We start from the raw sequence: 16,452 nt of genomic DNA on the forward strand, positions 1-16,452 counted from the left end.
CGATTTTTTCAGGGTCGGATAGTCAGCAAGCGGTAGTCATGGCAACCGCAACCCGCATACATGACAACGGCAGGATCGATGCGCATCGAGTCCTGCCGTCGCTTCGTGCATCTTGGGACAGTGCCCGATCCGGCGTCACCAGCCGGCAGGCCATGTCACGTCAACGAGAGCTGATGCTCTGCGCGATGCCCTTGCTGATCGCCTCATCAATCAATGTGCCGATCTGCTGGTCGGCTTTCGCGGCGGCCTGTTCCTGTTGCTTACCTAGTGCATCCTGTTTCGCACCGAGCGCATCCTGTTGTTTGCCCAGGGCATCCTGTTGCTTGCCGAGTTGATCCTGCTGGCGGCCGAGTTCGTCCTCGCTGGCTTGCAGCGCATCTTCTTTCGCCTGGAGTGCGGCTACCCGCTGCTCACTGGCCGGCTGACCAGCGAATGCCGCCTGCTCACTTGCCAATTGCGCCTGCTTGCCGGCTAGCTGCGCTTGTCGCAAACCCAGCGCGCCCTGCCGCGCACCGAGACCTCCCTGCTGACCGCCCAGACGTCCCTGTTCGCCGCCCAGCGCACCTTGCTGCTTGCCAAGCTCGCTGACCGGGGCATAGATGGCCCTGGCGCGCTGGATGTAGGCACTGTCGCGGACCACATACGACGTGCCGCCACGACGAAACCAAAGGATTGGTTCGTTGCCCTTGCGCAGCGTTTTCAACGTATCGATGTCGCTCTCCGAACCGTTGATGGTGATCGAATCTCCATCCATCAGCGCGAAGCCATACGCTGCATTGGCTGTCGTATCGATGTCGATGTGACGGGCTGTAAGTCCATACGCATTTCGCGGTGGTGGCGGTGGCAGAGGAGGTAGCGGCGCTATTGGGGCTGGAAGAACGGGGGGTGTCGGCGGTACCGGCGGCGTTTGCAGCATCGCCGAATCATCGGCAGCGATCGATGCGCCGGCGGCATGGTCTGCCGTATTCGCCGTGACTCGATACGGGACCACGCCGGCCAGCGCGATCACTGCGATCAGTAGCCAGCCGCGCACGCGGTGGCGCGACAGGTTTTCGTTTTGCTGCAACATGATCAGTCGCCTCTTCAGATTCTGGAACGACGGGGAAGCTCCGGCCAGGCCGGAGTACATCGGGTGCGCCACACCAAGGCGAAGCAATAGCTGGCCATAGGCCTGTGGCTCCGTACCTGTTTGCTGCACTACCTGTGCATCGCAGGCAGCTTCGCGGCTGAGTGCGTACTCACGGACGGCCCACATCACCAGCGGATGGAAGAAAAACAGCCGCTGCGCGATCGCCGGTATCCAGCACATCCACAAATCACCGCGATGCAAATGCATCAATTCATGGGCAAGCGCGAGAGCGGATTCCTCCGGTGTGAGGTTGTGATCGGCGGGCAGCAGCACGATGGGTCGCCAGAGGCCCGTGACCTGCGGCGAGACGATCGCGCGTGAGGTGCGCAAGGCCGGTGGATGTCGCAAGCCCAATGCACGCGTCTGCTCAGCACACAGCGCGTGCAGCACCGGATCGCGCAACGGTGTGGAGTCGCGCAGCATGGCATGGGCTTTTCGCCAGTCACGGGCCATCAGCAAAAGTTGTAACAACACGCCGGCAAGCCACAGGCAAATCAACGCGAGACGCCAGTTCGCAGGAGTCGATACTTCCGGAGTCGACGAAATGCTATTCACCGACACCTGATGTTGCATGAAGGTCGCGAAGGGCATTGACGACGCTTCGGGTGCGATCGCGGAAACAGGCTGAGTGGACGAAATGTCAGCGACCGTCGTGCGTGGTGCTGCCGGCAGCAAGGGCAGCTTCACTGGCGCTGCGATGGCAAGCCCGAGGATCAGCTGCACGCCCAGTAACCACCACAGCATGCTGCGTGTCGCGGACGGGAGTTTTGGAATGAGCCTCCCGACCAGCCACACGGCACCGACCAGCAGGACTGCTTGCGCGGAGGTCCAGACAAGACGGCTGAACAGGGTATCGGCGAATGCATGGAAAGTACCCATGTCACGACTCCTTGCGCCGGGATTGCAGCTGATTCACCAGAGCCTTCAGTTCGGCGAGCTCGTCATCGCTGACCTCGCCGCGTTCGGACATCCACGCCACGAACGGCGATACCGAGCCGCTCAGTGTCTTTTCCACGAAACTGCCCACGGCCGTGCGCATCGCTTCGGCCGGTCCGGTCGCAGTGCTGTAGCGGAACATGCCCTGCACCTGTTTGCGGCGCAGGTAACCCTTGCTGCGCAGCCGCTCCATCATAGTCAGTACGGTAGAGCGCGCCAGTCCGCGGGGCTCGCCGTATCCTGCGGCGACTTCGCCAACAGAGGAATTCTTGCTTTCGGCGAGGTAATGCAGGAGCGAAAGCTCCTGATCGCCGATGGATGGCTTTGACATGGTCGGGGCACTGATTGACTACAGGTGTAGGCAAGCTACGCCATGGCGACACGTGTAGTCAATAGGCCGATGGACGGAGTCGCCTCGATCCATCGCTACCGCCGGTGTTCTGGATCAGAACGCCATGTCGAACGACACCTCGCCCTGCACGCCGACCTGATAGGCGGAGACGCGGCGTTCGAAGAAGTTGGTGACTTCCTGCACGTCCTGCAGGTCCATGAAGTCGAACGGGTTCTTGGCGCCGTATTTTTTCGGCATGTCGAGCTGGGCGAAGCGTTGGTCGGCGCAGTATTCGAGGTACTGGCGCATCTCTTTGGCCGAGAGGCCGACCACACCGCCGGACAGCACGTCCTCGGCGAACTGTGTTTCGCAGGCGATGGCGTCCTCCATCATCTCCTCGACTTGCGCACGCATCGCGTCGTCGAACAGCTCCGGTTCCTCGTCGCGCACCGTGCGCACCACGTCGAAGGCGAATGCCATGTGGCCGCTCTCGTCGCGGAACACCCAGTTGGTGCCCGCCGCCAGACCGTGCAGCAGACCGCGTGAGCGCAGGTAGTAGACGTAGGCAAACGCGGCGTAGAAGAACAGGCCTTCGATGCAGGCAGCAAAGCAGATCAGGTTGAGCAGAAACTGCCGGCGGTGTTCGCGTGTCTCCAGCCGCTGCAGGTGCTGAATCGAATCGATCCACTTGAAGCAGAACTCGCCTTTCTGGCGGATCGATGGAATTGTTTCGATCGCCGCGAACGCGGCATTGCGTTCGGCCGGATCGGGGATATAGGTGTCGAGCAGGGTGAGGTAGAACTGCACGTGCAGCGATTCCTCATACAGCTGGCGCGACAGGTACATGCGCGCTTCGGGCGCATTGATGTGCTGGTAGAGGTTCAGCACCAGGTTGTTCGAGACGATGGTGTCGCCGGTGGCGAAAAACGCCACCAGCCGCTGGATCAGATGGCGATCGGCTGGCGACATTTTCGTGCGTAGATCGGAGGTGTCCATCGAGAAATCTACTTCCTCGACCGTCCAGGTGTTCTTGATCGCATTGCGATACATCTCGTAGAACGCCGGATAGCGCATCGGTCGCAGCGTCAGTTCGAAACCGGGATCGAGAATCTGCGCATGGCGGGTGGGCTGAGCTGACATGGACGGCTATTCCTTGGTGCTGATGGGTGACGCTGTGTTGAAGCGATCCAGCGCATTCGCGCCGGATCGTTGTTGCACTACTTACTGACAGGCTTCGCAGTACTCGGGATTCTCGAGCGAGCAGAACACAGCCGCATTCGCCTGGTCTTGATCGATGACTGTTTGATCTGGCGCTGCTGCCTTGCTGGCCGTGACCGTGGTCTTGGTGATCTTGGTTGCCGGTCGTGAGCGCAGGTAGTAAGTGGTTTTGATGCCAGCCTTCCACGCGTACATGTACATCGAGCTGAGCTGACCGATGTTCGGGTTTTCCATGAACAGGTTCAGCGACTGGCTCTGGTCGATGAATGCGCCGCGCGCGGCGGCCAGTTCGATCAGGGCTTTCTGCGGCAGTTCCCACACGGTGCGGTAGATCGCGCGCAGGCGTTCCGGAATCGCGGCAATGCCCTGGATCGAGCCTTCGGCCAGCTTGATCGCATCGCGCACGTCAGGCGTCCACAAGCCGAGCGTCTTCAGCTCGTCGGCGAGATAGCGATTCACCTGCAGAAAATCACCCGACAGCGTCTCGCGTTTGAACAGGTTGCTGACCTGCGGTTCGATGCATTCGTAGCAACCAGCGATCGACGCGATGGTTGCGGTGGGCGCAATGGCGATCAGCAGCGAATTGCGCAGGCCGTGCTGCTTGATGCGCTCGCGCAGTGCATCCCAGCGTTCGCTGTCGTGCGCCTGCGCTTGCGGCCAGTAATCGAACTGCAGCTCGCCGTTGGCCGCTCGGCTTTCTTCAAAGCCGGGATGCGCGCCAACCTGTGCAGCCACTTCGTTCGACATCGACAGCGCGTGGAAGTAGATCTCCTCGGCGATGCGCGTGGAAAGCGCCAAGGCTTCGCTCGAGTCGAACGGCAAACGCAGCTTGAAGAACACATCCTGCAGGCCCATCACGCCGAGACCAACCGGCCGCCATTTGATGTTGGCGGTACGCGCGGTGTCGATCGGATAGAAATTGAGATCGATCACGCGATCGAGCTGACGCACGGCGGTACGCACGGTCGAGGCCAGCTGTTCGAAATCGAACGTGTGACTGCCATCCGCCGCACGCACCACGTGCCGTGCCAGGTTCACCGAACCGAGATTGCACACCGCCGTCTCGGTGGACGAGCTGACTTCCAGAATCTCGGTGCACAGGTTGGACAGATGGATCACGTTGTCGGCTTTGGCCGTCTGATTGCTGGTGGCGTTGCAGCGATCCTTGAAAGTCATCCAGCCGTTGCCGGTCTGCGCCAGCGTGCGCATCATGCGGGCGTAGAGCTCGCGCGCCTTCACCGTTTTCACCGCAAGACCGTCGGCCTCGGCCTTGGCGTAAGACTGTTCGAACACCGAACCCCAGCTATCGACCAGATGCGGCGTGACCTTGGGATCGAACAGCGACCAGTCGCCATCGGTCTCGACCCGGCGCATGAATTCGTCCGGAATCCAGTTGGCGATGTTGAGGTTGTGCGCACGTCGTGCGTCGTCGCCGGTGTTGTCGCGCAGCTCGAGGAAATCCTCGATATCGGCATGCCACGATTCCAGATATACGCAGGCCGCGCCCTTGCGCTTGCCACCCTGATTCACTGCGGCAACCGACGCATCCAGTGTTTTCAGCCACGGCAACAGGCCGTTGGAGTGGCCGTTGGTGCCCTTGATCAGCGAGCCGCGCGAACGTACGCGCGTGTAGGCCAGGCCGATGCCGCCGGCGAACTTGCTGAGCTTGGCGACGTCGGCATACTTGTCGTAGATCGACTCGAGCGAATCGGTTGGTGAGTCGAGCAGATAGCAGGAACTCAGCTGTTCATGGCAGGTGCCGGCGTTGAACAGCGTGGGCGAGCTGGCGATGTATTCCAGTGACGACAGCAGGCGATACAACTCCAGCGTTTCGCCGATCTCGTTGCCGCCCAGCGCGCAGGCGATACGCATGAAGAAATGCTGCGGCGTTTCGATCACGAAGCGCTTCTGCGGATGGCGCAGCAGATAGCGGTCGTATACGGTGCGCAGGCCGAAGTATTCAAAGCGGCGCGTCGCCAGCGTATTGATCGCATCGTTGAGCTTGCGCGCATTCAACGCCACGAAGTCGCGCAGGCGTTCGTTGAGGATGCCCAGTTCGGCACCGCGCACGATCGACTGCGAAAAGCTCTGGATCTCCTGGCCGCTCACTTCCTTGTCGATGTAGGCGCCGAGCAGGCGCGCGGCGAGCTGGCCGTATTCGGGTTCCTCGGCCGTCAGCGCGGCGGCCGTGCGGATCGACAGCTGGTCGAGCTCCTGCGTGGTGGCGCCGTCATAAAGGCCGCCAATGGTTTTCAGCGCCACGCGCAGTGGATCGACGCCGTGCAGGCCTTCGGCGCTGCGGGTCACCGCGCGCACGATCTTGTTGACGTCGACGATTTCCTGGCCGCCGTTGCGTTTGGTGACGCGCATCTGGCCGGGGTTGTGGGGTGGCGTCAACGCGAACGCTTCGTCGCCGGTTGCTGGTGCAGCGTGTTCGACGATGACCGGTTCGGCGACCGATGCTTCGGCGACAGGAACGTTAAAGGCATCGACGCGGGCGACGGTGCGCTCGCTGACAGCGTTTTCGAGAGGTTGCATGGCGGTGGCTCCGAGCATGAAAAGTCAAACACCTGCTCCCGCGGGCAGGGCCTGAAGTGGCAGCAACGTGGACGGATCACAGGGCAGGCGCACACGGCCCTGCTCTGCGACGTACCTCCCCACGGAAGCCGTCACTACGCACCAGGGCACGTTCGCCCCAATGTGCCGGCAGGTCTTCGGACTTGCGGACGTGGATCTTGCGATCCGCCTACTTGCCCCCGCTTCCCAGCCGCGGAGGGCCAGTGCATGTGGAGGCGTTCGTTTCCGCTTTACCGCTGCGGGGCAGTTCCGGATTTACACCGGATTCCCTTTTAAGCCCGACCGACGATCACGTCTGGTCGAGCACCGACGGACACAACATATCGGGTGCCGGAGGCAGGGTCAACCCAACAAGTTGTGGATGGTTCTGGGGATAAGTCGCGTGGGGCCAGAGCCGGCGCGGGCTGCCGCGGCGGCTGGATTTATTTGCACGGTGAAGTTTCTTGCGGACGGAGCGCCTTCGTCGGGTCGACTGGACCACCCTGGTTCAAAGTGCGTCGTGATCCATTTCGCCGGTACGGATGCGGATAACCTGTTCCAGTGCTGTCACGAAGATCTTGCCGTCACCGACCTTGCCCGTGCTGGCGGAATGCTGGATCGCTTCGAGCACGCGCTCGAGCTGATCATCGGGAATCGCAAGCTCCATCTTGATCTTCGGCAGGAAGTCGACCACGTACTCGGCACCTCGATAGAGCTCGGTGTGGCCTTTCTGGCGGCCGAAGCCCTTGACTTCCGACACCGTCACGCCCTGTACGCCGACCTCGGCCAGCGCTTCGCGCACGTCGTCCAGCTTGAACGGCTTGATGATCGCCACGACCAGTTTCATGGTGTTTTCCCGTCAGATGCAATTAGTGCAAAAACCATCGGCCCAAACCATCGGCGAGGGCTGGATGCGACAATCCATTCTGCCTGCAGTGCCACGCATTGTCGCGTGGATAGCGATACGTGTAGGACAATCCTTACAGTTTCTGGCGGAGCAACCCGATGGCAGACCCGATTTCCCTTCACCTAAGATTGATCCCGACGAGCTTGAGGCGCTATCCATGATGGATAAGCAGGTTATCGACAAGATTGCCTCGCGACTTGTGTCGTTGGTACCGCCAGGATTGGCTGATGCGCAACAGGATTTGCGGGCTAACTTCCAAGATGTTTTGGCGCAGGGACTGCGCCGCCTCGATCTGGTCACCCGCGAAGAATTCGACGTCCAGAGTCAGGTGCTGGCGCGCACCCGCGCAAAGGTCGACGAATTGGAGCGACGTGTGGCCGAGCTTGAGGCTGCCGTTACTGCCCGCGGGAATTAGCCACAGTCAATCTCCCGGGAGCCGCCCCCGATCCGTCACCCTCACCCCGAGAACGGTCGGGGGCGGTTAGTTTTTTGTCCTGCTGCTGGAGTCGCTCGATGTCGGTAACCATGAGCGGCTCACCACGGTGCCGACGACGCCTCGTCGCATGAGCCTGGTCGCATGAGTCTTGCCGTTACGCTCAGCCGTGCTCAGGAAGGCATTTCTGCGCCGCAGGTGATGGTGGAAGTGCACCTCTCCGGTGGTCTGCCATCCACCAATATCGTTGGCCTGCCTGAAGCAGCGGTGCGCGAAGCGCGTGATCGCGTGCGGGTGGCGATCCAGAACACGGCATTCGACTACCCCAATCGTCGCGTCACAGTAAACCTCGCACCAGCCGAGCTGCCCAAGGATGGCGGCCGTTTCGATCTGGCCATTGCGCTGGGCATCCTGGCGGCCAGTGGGCAGGTGCCGCGCGAGAAGCTGGATGACTGCGAGTTTCTCGGCGAGCTGGCACTGACCGGTGCATTGCGCAGCGTTTCGGGCGTGCTACCGGCTCTGTTGCGAGCGCGGTCGCGTGGTCGTCGCGTGGTGGTACCGCGCGAGAACGCTCCCGAAGCAGCGCTGGTGCCCGATGTGGATGTGCTGGTTGCCGACACTCTGGCCGAAGTTTGCGGCTGGCTGCGCGGCGCGTTGGAGTTGTCGGCACCGATCGGCACGCCGAGCGATGGCGGCGCCTACGATGGTCCGGATCTGATTGACGTGCGTGGTCAGCAGCAGGCGCGCCGTGCGTTGGAGATCACCGCCGTCGGCGGCCATCATCTTTTACTGATCGGTCCGCCCGGCACCGGCAAAACTATGCTGGCCGAACGCCTGCCGGGCATCCTGCCGCCGTTGTCGGAATCCGAAGCGCTGGAAACCTGCGCGGTGCTGTCGGTGGCCGGGCAGCAGACCGATCTGGTGCAGTGGCGTCGTCGCCCGTTTCGGGCGCCGCATCACACGGCTTCGGCGGTCGCCCTGGTTGGCGGCGGCTCGTATCCGCGGCCGGGCGAAATTTCGCTGGCGCACAACGGCGTGCTGTTTCTCGACGAGCTGCCGGAGTTCAGTCGGCACGTACTGGAGGTACTGCGCGAGCCGATGGAGTCGGGTCATATCGTGATATCGCGTGCCGCCAGACAGTCCACTTTCCCCGCGCAATTCCAACTGGTTGCGGCGATGAACCCATGCCCCTGCGGTTACATTGGCGATCCGCGTCAGCGCTGTCACTGCACACCCGACCAGATCCTGCGCTACCGTTCGCGCATTTCCGGTCCGCTGATCGATCGTATCGATATCTGCGTGGAGGTACCGCAAGTTCCCCTGGCCGATCTTGGCGGCCCGCGGAATCCGCAGGACGAGGATTCCGCTACCGTGCGAGAGCGCGTGTTCAAGGCGCGACGCCAGTCATTGATGCGGGCGGGTCGCCCGAACGCGGAAATCACCACGCGTGAGTTGGAGCGCGACTGCGCGCTGGGTCCGGCGGAGCGGCGCTGGTTTGAAGCGGCACTGGAAAAACTCGGCCTGTCGGCACGCGCCTATCACCGCGTACTGCGAGTCGCGCGCACCATCGCCGATCTTGACGGTGGCGTGGCTCTGCTCGAACGCGAACATCTGGCCGAGGCATTGCAGTACCGGCGGTTCTAGGGCGTGTCATCAATGACCAAGTGGCTCGCGTTGTTTCGCTGTGGCTGTCAGGTGGTAGGGCGTGGCGCAGCGCCTGACTGGCGGTCAGGCCAAGCCGCGCGCTGCCGCATGGCGGCCACAGCGAAGCAACCCTGCGGGCCGGGTCTATTTGCCCACAGGCCTGCGTCATCGCTCAGGCGTGTACGGACGTACACTTCTTCGCTCTTCCTTGGCCTGCGCGCAAACAGCTCCCGGCGCGGGCCGCTTGGTCATTGATGACACGCCCTAGTTTCATCGCCTGATGTGGTCTACCGTTGCCGTTCACTGGACGCATCCATCGGTGCATGCTCCGATAGGCCCTCGCTGCCTATTCAAGGACCATGAATGACTATCGAGCTCGGCCTGATGCTTGCCGGCATGCTGATGATCGGCTTTCTGGCGCAATGGCTGGCGTGGCGGGTAAAGCTGCCGGCGATCCTGTTTCTCCTGCTGGCTGGCATCCTGCTGGGGCCGGTCACGGGCCTGGTGAATCCGGACAAGCTGTTGGGCAGCCTGCTGTTCCCGGTCGTATCCCTGGCAGTGGCGCTGATCCTGTTCGAGGGCAGCCTGAGCCTGCGCTTCCACGAGCTTCCCGGCATCGGCCATGTGGTGCGCGGACTGGTCAGTTACGGCGCGGTGACCGCATTGCTGCTGCTGGCACTGGCGGCGCATGTCGTGGCCGGGCTGAGCTGGTCGATCGCGCTGCTGTTTGGCGCGCTGGCCTGCGTGACCGGGCCGACGGTGATTGCACCGATGTTGCGCACGGTGCGCCCGAACGCACGCATCGGCAACACCTTGCGGTGGGAAGGCATCGTGATCGATCCGCTGGGCGCGTTGTTCGCCGTGTTGATCTACGAGGCGATCGTGTCGCGGCAGGAGGGCCATACCATCGGCATTTTTCTCGCCACAATCGGTTGCGGCATCGTCATCGGCGCGCTGGCCGCGTTCGTGATGGCGTTTTTGCTGCGCCGGCAGATGATCCCCGAATACCTGCAGAACTTTGCCGTGCTGGCATCCGTGCTGCTGGCTTTCAGCCTGTCCAATGTGATCACGCACGAATCGGGTTTGCTGGCGGTAACCATCATGGGCATCGCGCTGGGCAACGCGCGTGGCGTGCATATCGACGACATTCTCGATTTCAAGGAAAACCTGACCACGGTGCTGGTATCGGTGCTTTTCATCTTGCTGGCCGCTCGGCTGCACTGGCCGTTGCCGCCGGGCATGCTCGGTGCCGGCATCGCGCTGTTTGTCATCGCACAGCTGGTTGTGCGACCGATATCGGTCGCCTTGTCGAGCTTAGGTAGCGGACTGAACTGGCGCGAGCGCGCCCTGATCGGCTGGATCGCGCCGCGTGGCATCGTGGCGGCGTCGGTATCGGCGCTGTTTGCGCTGCGTCTGAATGCGCTGGGCGTGGCCGGCGGCGATGCGCTGGTGCCGCTGGTGTTCACTCTGATCATCGGCACCGTGGTGTTGCAAAGTGCCACGGCACGACCGCTGGCGCTGTGGCTGAAAGTCGCCGAGCCGGAGCCGCGCGGTGTGCTGATTTTTGGCTCGGATCACGTGGCGCGAACCATCGGCACGGCGTTGGCCGAAGCCGGCTTTCGCGTGGTGCTGGCCGACGACGACTGGAACCAGATCCGCAAGGCGCGCATGGATGGGCTGACAACCTTCTACGGCAACCCGGCATCGACCCACGCGGAACGCAATCTCGATCTCACCGGTATTGGCCGGTTGCTGGCCATGTCGACCCATCGCGAGCGCAACTCGCTGGCCTGCGTGCATTACCGGCAGGAATTCGGCCGTCAGAAAATCTACCGGCTGCGCAATCTGAGCCCGCAGGAAAACACCGACCGTGCAGCCTTGCCCGGCAGTTTGCTGGCACCGCCATTGTTCGACGAGCAGATGACGCACGGCCGCTTCGCCGAGATGCTCGATCAAGGCTGGCGGGTCAAGTCAACCAAGCTCAGCACCACGTTTGATTGGCCACACTTCATCGAGCAGTACGGCTCACACACCGTGCTCATGTTCGGCGTGGACGAGAGAGGTGCCTTGCAGGTTGCCTCGACCAAACGCGTGCTTGAGCCGAAGGCTGGATGGACGGTGATCGCCTTGGTCTGCTCGACCCCAGCCGCCGCCATCGCTTAGCCGACGACCGAAACAGGCTCGCTCCGGGTACGGTCTGATGGAATACATCCTCGTCATTGCCACCACCAAATCAATCATGGATGGAAGCGTGTCGGGGACAGAGTTCGCGGTTTGATCCGCCTGCTGCGCCAACCGAATGGCCCTGATCTGAGCCGGTACCCGGCGCATCTCAAGGCTCGCTGCAACAAAATTCCGGCGCCTCAGTCGGGGCAAATTCTGGGCAGTGGATTTTTACGATGGGTTTTTATGCTTAAACCAAGTAAAAACAGGTATTTGCGTTTAAACAAGCTGCATCATGTGTAGATTTTGTGATTGTTGATTATGTGATCTACGTCACACTTTACGAATTTGTTACTGGAAGAAGATAGCGACAAGTTGCGCGAAAAATCGACGAAGTCCGAAGATTTCACTGCAAACCTTACAGTCATTTGAATCAGTGGAATAAATCGGTTGAATCACCACGATTCATGATGGAAGCAGCGTGCTTCCCGGAGGTTGGACATGCGTACGGCATTGCGTCTCAGTGTATTGCGTTCGAGCATTCTGGTTACCTGCATGGCGGCTGTGGCAGTCTCGTTGAGTGCCTGCAGCGGTTCGGGTTCGACTCATCACTCCAATAGTTCGAGCACAGTCAGCCCGGGTGGTGCCGCTAGCGGGAGTTCGGGAGATGGGAGTGGAACCGGAGGTAGCAGCGGAACCGGAACCGGAGGAAGCGGCGGCAGCGGCGGGGGAACCGGAGGCAGCGGTAGCGGCGGCGATGGAAGCGGAGGTAGCAGTGGCGGTGGAACGGGCGGCGGCGGTAGCAGCGGCGGTGGAACCGGAGGTGGCGGTACCGGCGGCGGTGGAACGGGCGGTGACGGCACCGTGGTCCCTGTCAATCTGCTCGGCGCGATCGGCACCGCAGCAGGCAATACGGTCAGTGACGTTGGCAGTGCGGTCGGAACCATCGCTTCGCAATTGCCAAACCAGACGCTACTGGGCGGCGACACTCCGACCACAGCGGATCTCAGCAAGGTGGTGACGGATGTCGGTCAGGCCGTATCGAGCCTGGGCAACGGGGTCACATCAGGTATCGGTCAGACAGGCAATATCGCCAACCCTGTGGGAGTGACGCTCGATAGCGCAGGCAATGTCGTCAATGCGGCTGGTCAGGCGGTGAACGAGCTTGGTCAGACTGTGGGCACGGTAGGCGCATTTCAGGGATCGCCGATCCAGCCAATCACCTCCGCAGTAGGCGATGGTGTCTCGGTCGTTGGTCAAAGCGTCGACAATCTTGGCACTGTGCTCGGTGCGGGGCTGGCCTCCGGGTATGGCAACGCGCTTACCCAGCCGCTGAGCAGCGTACTCACCACGGTAGCCGGCCTGGGTCAGCAATCGGGTGGTCAAATTGGTGGCGGAAACCTCGTTGCCGGTGTATCGACCTTGGCCGGCAATGCCACTGTCGGCGGTGGTGTTCTGGTTGCCGGGATCGGTAATGGGATTTCTTCGCAATCGGTTCCCGGGCTTGGCAATGGCACCACATCCGCGCTCGGAGCTACGGTTACGACGCTCGGGGGTTCGCTGGCGACTGTTGGTAGCGGCGTTACGGCTGGCCTGGGGCAGAGCGGCGCCATCGCCAATCCGGTTGGCGTGACGGTCGGTGGCGTGGCGGGAGGTGTGACGGGTCTCGGTGCCACGGTCAACGGTGTTGGCCAAGTGGTTGCCAGTCTGGGTACCGGTCCGTTGTCGTCGGTTACCACACCCGTTGGAGCGCTAGTTGGCCAGGTGGGCAGTGGCGTGGCCGCGGTCGGAAGCGGTGTGACCGCCGCGAATAACGGTCCATTGCAGCCACTGACGCAAGGACTGAGCAACGTAGTCAACGGGGTAGCCAATTTGACCAGTGGCAACCTTGGGAATACGACGAGCAGCACTTCGGGTGGATTGCTCGGTACGGGGATTCTCGGTCACAAGTCCGATTGATTGGATTGATTGAATGACCTCACGTTAGAAACATGACGGAGTCCGTAAAAGGGCTCCGTTCTTCCCACGTGCCTTGCAAAGGGGTTTGGCTTGAACAAGATCGCGCAGATTGTCGTGCTGATGATGCTGTCGATAAGTGCACAGGCGCAGACGCGGCTGCCATCGGCCAATCCATTGCAGGTCTTGCCGATAACGCCGCCGTTACCGTCTCACGTCAAGGTGAGTTCCAGTTTCTCGACGCACCGGAATCCCGCCCTTGAAGCCCTGCTTGGCATGAAGCTGACGCCGCGCCGGATTGAATTGGCGGACATGCATGCGTTGCCGTTTCGCGTTGTGGCTGACGACTTTCATACGCTGATCGGCCACGAGGTTACGGTGGCCGATGTGCTGGCCAAGGCGGACCGGTGTACGGCGCGTTACCGCAAATCGGGTTATGCGCTTTCGTTTTGTTATATACCCACACAAAATTTTGCCAATGGTGTGGTGAAAGTGGTTGCGGTCGAAGGTTATGTCGCCCGTGTCCAGCTGACAGGCGATGCCGGCAATATGGAGCATCGCTTGCGCGGACTGGCCAAGCATATCCAGGCCGATCGGCCGTTACGCCAGGCAACCTTCGAGCGTTATACGCAGTTGATGGGACAGCTTCCCGGCGTTGTGGTGACAGCCAATGTACCGCCGCCCACGACCACCGATGGTGCGGCAGAGCTGCAGTTGAAAGTGACGCGTCGGCGCGTCGCTGTGACCGGAGGCGTCGACGTCAATCATCCCGGTGTGCGAGGTCTGATCAATGTCACCCTCAACGGGCTGACGCCGCTCGGCGAGCAGGTAACGCTGTCAACGCTTTATCCCAATGGCCAAGGTTCCGAACATTATCTGGCAGGCTCGTGGACGCAGCCGTTAGGCAGTCGTGGCTGGAGCTGGCGGCTGGATGGATCGAATTATCGCGGCAACCCCGACACCGACCAGGAACTGCCAGCGGGGCTGGAGCACCGAGTCGATCAGAACCGGGTGGGAGCATCGTTGCGTGATGCCGTGTTGCTGGACAACAGCCAAAGCTTGGTGGCCAGCGCAGGTATCTACTCGGCCCGGCAATCCGATCACTATCTCAATCTGGATAACGGCGCGCAGCTTTCATCAGACAGTGATTTGCATGTGGCTACCCTGGGGCTGGACTGGCGCGCGAGCAGCGCGCAGACAGTTCGCACGGTTACCGTCGGCATAGCGCACGGATTCAACGCGTTCGGTGCGTCAGTGAACGTGTCGAGTAATGTGCCGGGCGCATTTCCCGGCGAGCTGCCGGATACCGCTTTCACTCGATTCAATGTCGATGCCACGATGAGTACGCAATGGCCTGATCACTTCGGTTCGGTACTTTCATTTTCGGGGCAGTACAGTCGCGATCGTCTCGCCTCGGGCGAACAGATTGCTTTTGGTGGCCCACGCTATGGCCTGGCTTACGATCCGGGCATTCTCAGCGGTGATTATGGCTGGGGTGCCGGTTACGAGATCAATCGCCGGTTCGGCGTGACACAGCATTGGCTCACGTCGCTGACGCCGTATCTGTCGGCGCAATACGCGCGTGCGTTTGCCAACGGTGACACCGCGTCGGAGGGGCACCTTGGCACGGTGGCGCTCGGGCTGCGCCTTTCCGATGGCAAGCATTACAACATTGACGTTTCAGCGGCGCAGCCAATATCCAGTCAGTTGCCTGGTATCCGCGACAATTCAGTGCGCTTCGATCTCGGATTCAGCTATTCCTTTCTTTAGATCGGCCGGCCCAATAGTCGTTTGGTCGAAGCGAGGGTTGGACGGCCATACGAAAACGCCCGCTTCTCAGCGGGCGTTCTCGCACAGCGCAATCAATCAGGCGGCGTGGTGGAACTGCGACTCCTCGGTCGAGCCGGTCAGCGCCGTAGTCGACGACTGGCCCTGCTGGATCGCCTGGGTCACCTGATCGAAGTAGCCGGTGCCGACTTCGCGCTGATGCTTCACGGCGGTGAAGCCGCGCTCGGCGGCGGCGAATTCCTTCTCCTGCAGCTCGACGAAGGCGCTCATCTGGCGGCGCGCGTAGCCGTGCGCCAGATCGAACATGCCGTAGTTGAGGCTGTGGAAGCCAGCCAGGGTGATGAACTGGAACTTGTAGCCCATCTTGCCTAGTTCCTTCTGGAAATTGGCGATGGTGACGTCGTCCAGATTCTTCTTCCAGTTGAAGCTTGGCGAACAGTTATAGGCCAGCATCTTGCCCGGGAATTTGGCGTGGATTGCCTCGGCGAACTTGCGCGCGTCGTCCAGCGTCGGCTTGCTGGTTTCGCACCAGATCAAGTCGGCGTATGGGGCGTAAGCCAGACCGCGGCTGATTGCCTGGTCGAGGCCGGGACGCACGCGGTAGAAACCTTCAACCGTGCGCTCGCCGGTGATGAAGTCCTTGTCGTTGGCATCAACGTCGGAGGTCAGCAAGTCAGCGGCATCGGCATCGGTACGGGCGACCAGCAGGGTCGGCACGCCGCAGACGTCGGCAGCCAGACGCGCGGCATTGAGCTTGTCGACGGCCTCGCGGGTCGGCACCAGCACCTTGCCGCCCATGTGGCCGCATTTCTTCACCGAGGCCAGCTGGTCTTCGAAGTGCACGCCGGCGGCGCCGGCTTCGATCATCGACTTCATCAGCTCGAACGCATTCAGTACACCGCCGAAGCCGGCTTCGGCATCGGCCACGATCGGCACCAGCCAGTCGGTGTCGTCATTGCCCTCGGCATGGTGCAACTGGTCGGCGCGAAGCAGGGTGTTGTTGATCTTCTTGACCACCAGTGGCACCGAATTGGCCGGGTACAGCGACTGGTCGGGATACATCTCGCCGGCGACGTTGGCATCGGCAGCGACCTGCCAGCCGCTGAGGTAGATCGCCTTCAGGCCAGCCTTGACCTGCTGCATGGCCTGATTGCCGGTCAGCGCACCGAGCGCGTTGACGAAATCTTCCTTGTGCAGCGATGTCCACAGGCGCTCAGCGCCGCGGAGGGCCAGCGTATGCTCGACGCCGATGGTGCCGCGCAGGCGCACGACGTCGTCAGCGGAATAGTTGCGCTCGATGCCGGCCCAACGGGGATTGGTTTTCCAGTCCTGTGTGATCTGTTCAGCGGTTGGCAGTTTGTTGCTCATGACATGCTCCAGACAAAAATAAA

Annotated in this window: 11 protein-coding genes and 1 riboswitch; of the genes, 5 read left to right on the forward strand and 6 right to left on the reverse strand. The window is 61.6% G+C overall.

The features are described from left to right. Positions 1–160 precede the first annotated feature (160 nt). The 5 genes from HDE79_RS02220 to glnK form a co-directional block, all read right to left on the reverse strand. On the reverse strand, positions 161–2,008 hold the full coding sequence (locus tag HDE79_RS02220) for a M56 family metallopeptidase (protein ID WP_184600285.1): 1,848 nt from the start codon (positions 2,006–2,008) through the stop codon (positions 161–163). A 1-nt stretch (position 2,009) separates the two neighbouring features. Next, positions 2,010–2,396, reverse strand: a complete 387-nt coding sequence (locus HDE79_RS02225) for a BlaI/MecI/CopY family transcriptional regulator (protein ID WP_184600286.1) — start codon at positions 2,394–2,396, stop codon at positions 2,010–2,012. Positions 2,397–2,510: 114 nt separating this feature from the next. Then, entirely contained in the window at positions 2,511–3,536 is a 1,026-nt protein-coding gene (locus HDE79_RS02230) for a ribonucleotide-diphosphate reductase subunit beta (RefSeq protein ID WP_184600287.1), read from the reverse strand. An 81-nt stretch (positions 3,537–3,617) separates the two neighbouring features. Next, a complete protein-coding gene (locus tag HDE79_RS02235; protein WP_184600288.1) occupies positions 3,618–6,152 on the reverse strand; it encodes a ribonucleoside-diphosphate reductase subunit alpha in 2,535 nt (844 codons plus the stop codon). 149 nt (positions 6,153–6,301) lie between these two features. Continuing rightward, positions 6,302–6,517, reverse strand: a riboswitch (cobalamin riboswitch). A 161-nt stretch (positions 6,518–6,678) separates the two neighbouring features. Then, entirely contained in the window at positions 6,679–7,017 is a 339-nt protein-coding gene (gene glnK, locus HDE79_RS02240; protein WP_184600289.1) for a P-II family nitrogen regulator, read from the reverse strand. Positions 7,018–7,234: 217 nt separating this feature from the next. Here glnK and HDE79_RS02245 point away from each other — a divergent pair, with 217 nt between their 5' ends. The 5 genes from HDE79_RS02245 (at position 7,235) to HDE79_RS02265 (ending at position 15,043) form a co-directional block, all read left to right on the forward strand. Next, positions 7,235–7,492: an accessory factor UbiK family protein gene (locus tag HDE79_RS02245; RefSeq protein WP_184601070.1), complete on the forward strand. Its 258-nt coding sequence runs from the start codon at positions 7,235–7,237 to the stop codon at positions 7,490–7,492. A 162-nt stretch (positions 7,493–7,654) separates the two neighbouring features. Then, positions 7,655–9,154 (forward strand): YifB family Mg chelatase-like AAA ATPase, encoded by a 1,500-nt coding sequence (locus HDE79_RS02250; protein ID WP_184600290.1) that lies wholly within the window; start codon positions 7,655–7,657, stop codon positions 9,152–9,154. A 363-nt stretch (positions 9,155–9,517) separates the two neighbouring features. Beyond that, positions 9,518–11,317, forward strand: a complete 1,800-nt coding sequence (locus HDE79_RS02255) for a sodium:proton antiporter (RefSeq protein ID WP_184600291.1) — start codon at positions 9,518–9,520, stop codon at positions 11,315–11,317. Positions 11,318–11,818: 501 nt separating this feature from the next. Further along, the gene (locus tag HDE79_RS02260) at positions 11,819–13,276 is read left to right on the forward strand and encodes a collagen-like triple helix repeat-containing protein (RefSeq protein WP_184600292.1); all 1,458 of its coding nucleotides are present in this window, start codon (positions 11,819–11,821) and stop codon (positions 13,274–13,276) included. 90 nt (positions 13,277–13,366) lie between these two features. After that, complete coding sequence (locus HDE79_RS02265; RefSeq protein WP_184600293.1) at positions 13,367–15,043, forward strand: ShlB/FhaC/HecB family hemolysin secretion/activation protein; 1,677 nt, start codon at positions 13,367–13,369, stop codon at positions 15,041–15,043. A gap of 96 nt (positions 15,044–15,139) precedes the next feature. Here the strand turns inward: HDE79_RS02265 and aceA are convergent, their stop codons facing one another. Next, positions 15,140–16,429 carry an isocitrate lyase gene (aceA, locus tag HDE79_RS02270; RefSeq protein ID WP_184600294.1) on the reverse strand — a complete coding sequence of 430 codons (1,290 nt, stop codon included), beginning with the start codon at positions 16,427–16,429 and terminating at the stop codon, positions 15,140–15,142. Between the last annotated feature and the right edge of the window lie 23 nt (positions 16,430–16,452).

Origin of the sequence: Rhodanobacter sp. MP1X3, from assembly GCF_014207165.1 — a bacterium.
Classification (GTDB): Bacteria; Pseudomonadota; Gammaproteobacteria; order Xanthomonadales; family Rhodanobacteraceae; genus Rhodanobacter.

Bases quoted from the DNA above. Each gene is read 5' to 3' on its own strand.
- HDE79_RS02220 (WP_184600285.1), bottom strand. From the start codon at position 2,008: ATGGGTACTTTCCATGCATTCGCCGATACCCTGTTCAGCCGTCTTGTC.
- HDE79_RS02235 (WP_184600288.1), bottom strand. From the start codon at position 6,152: ATGCAACCTCTCGAAAACGCTGTCAGCGAGCGCACCGTCGCCCGCGTC.
- HDE79_RS02255 (WP_184600291.1), top strand. From the start codon at position 9,518: ATGACTATCGAGCTCGGCCTGATGCTTGCCGGCATGCTGATGATCGGC.
- HDE79_RS02250 (WP_184600290.1), top strand. From the start codon at position 7,655: ATGAGTCTTGCCGTTACGCTCAGCCGTGCTCAGGAAGGCATTTCTGCG.
- HDE79_RS02225 (WP_184600286.1), bottom strand. From the start codon at position 2,396: ATGTCAAAGCCATCCATCGGCGATCAGGAGCTTTCGCTCCTGCATTAC.
- HDE79_RS02260 (WP_184600292.1), top strand. From the start codon at position 11,819: ATGCGTACGGCATTGCGTCTCAGTGTATTGCGTTCGAGCATTCTGGTT.
- aceA (WP_184600294.1), bottom strand. From the start codon at position 16,429: ATGAGCAACAAACTGCCAACCGCTGAACAGATCACACAGGACTGGAAA.
- HDE79_RS02245 (WP_184601070.1), top strand. From the start codon at position 7,235: ATGATGGATAAGCAGGTTATCGACAAGATTGCCTCGCGACTTGTGTCG.
- glnK (WP_184600289.1), bottom strand. From the start codon at position 7,017: ATGAAACTGGTCGTGGCGATCATCAAGCCGTTCAAGCTGGACGACGTG.
- HDE79_RS02230 (WP_184600287.1), bottom strand. From the start codon at position 3,536: ATGTCAGCTCAGCCCACCCGCCATGCGCAGATTCTCGATCCCGGTTTC.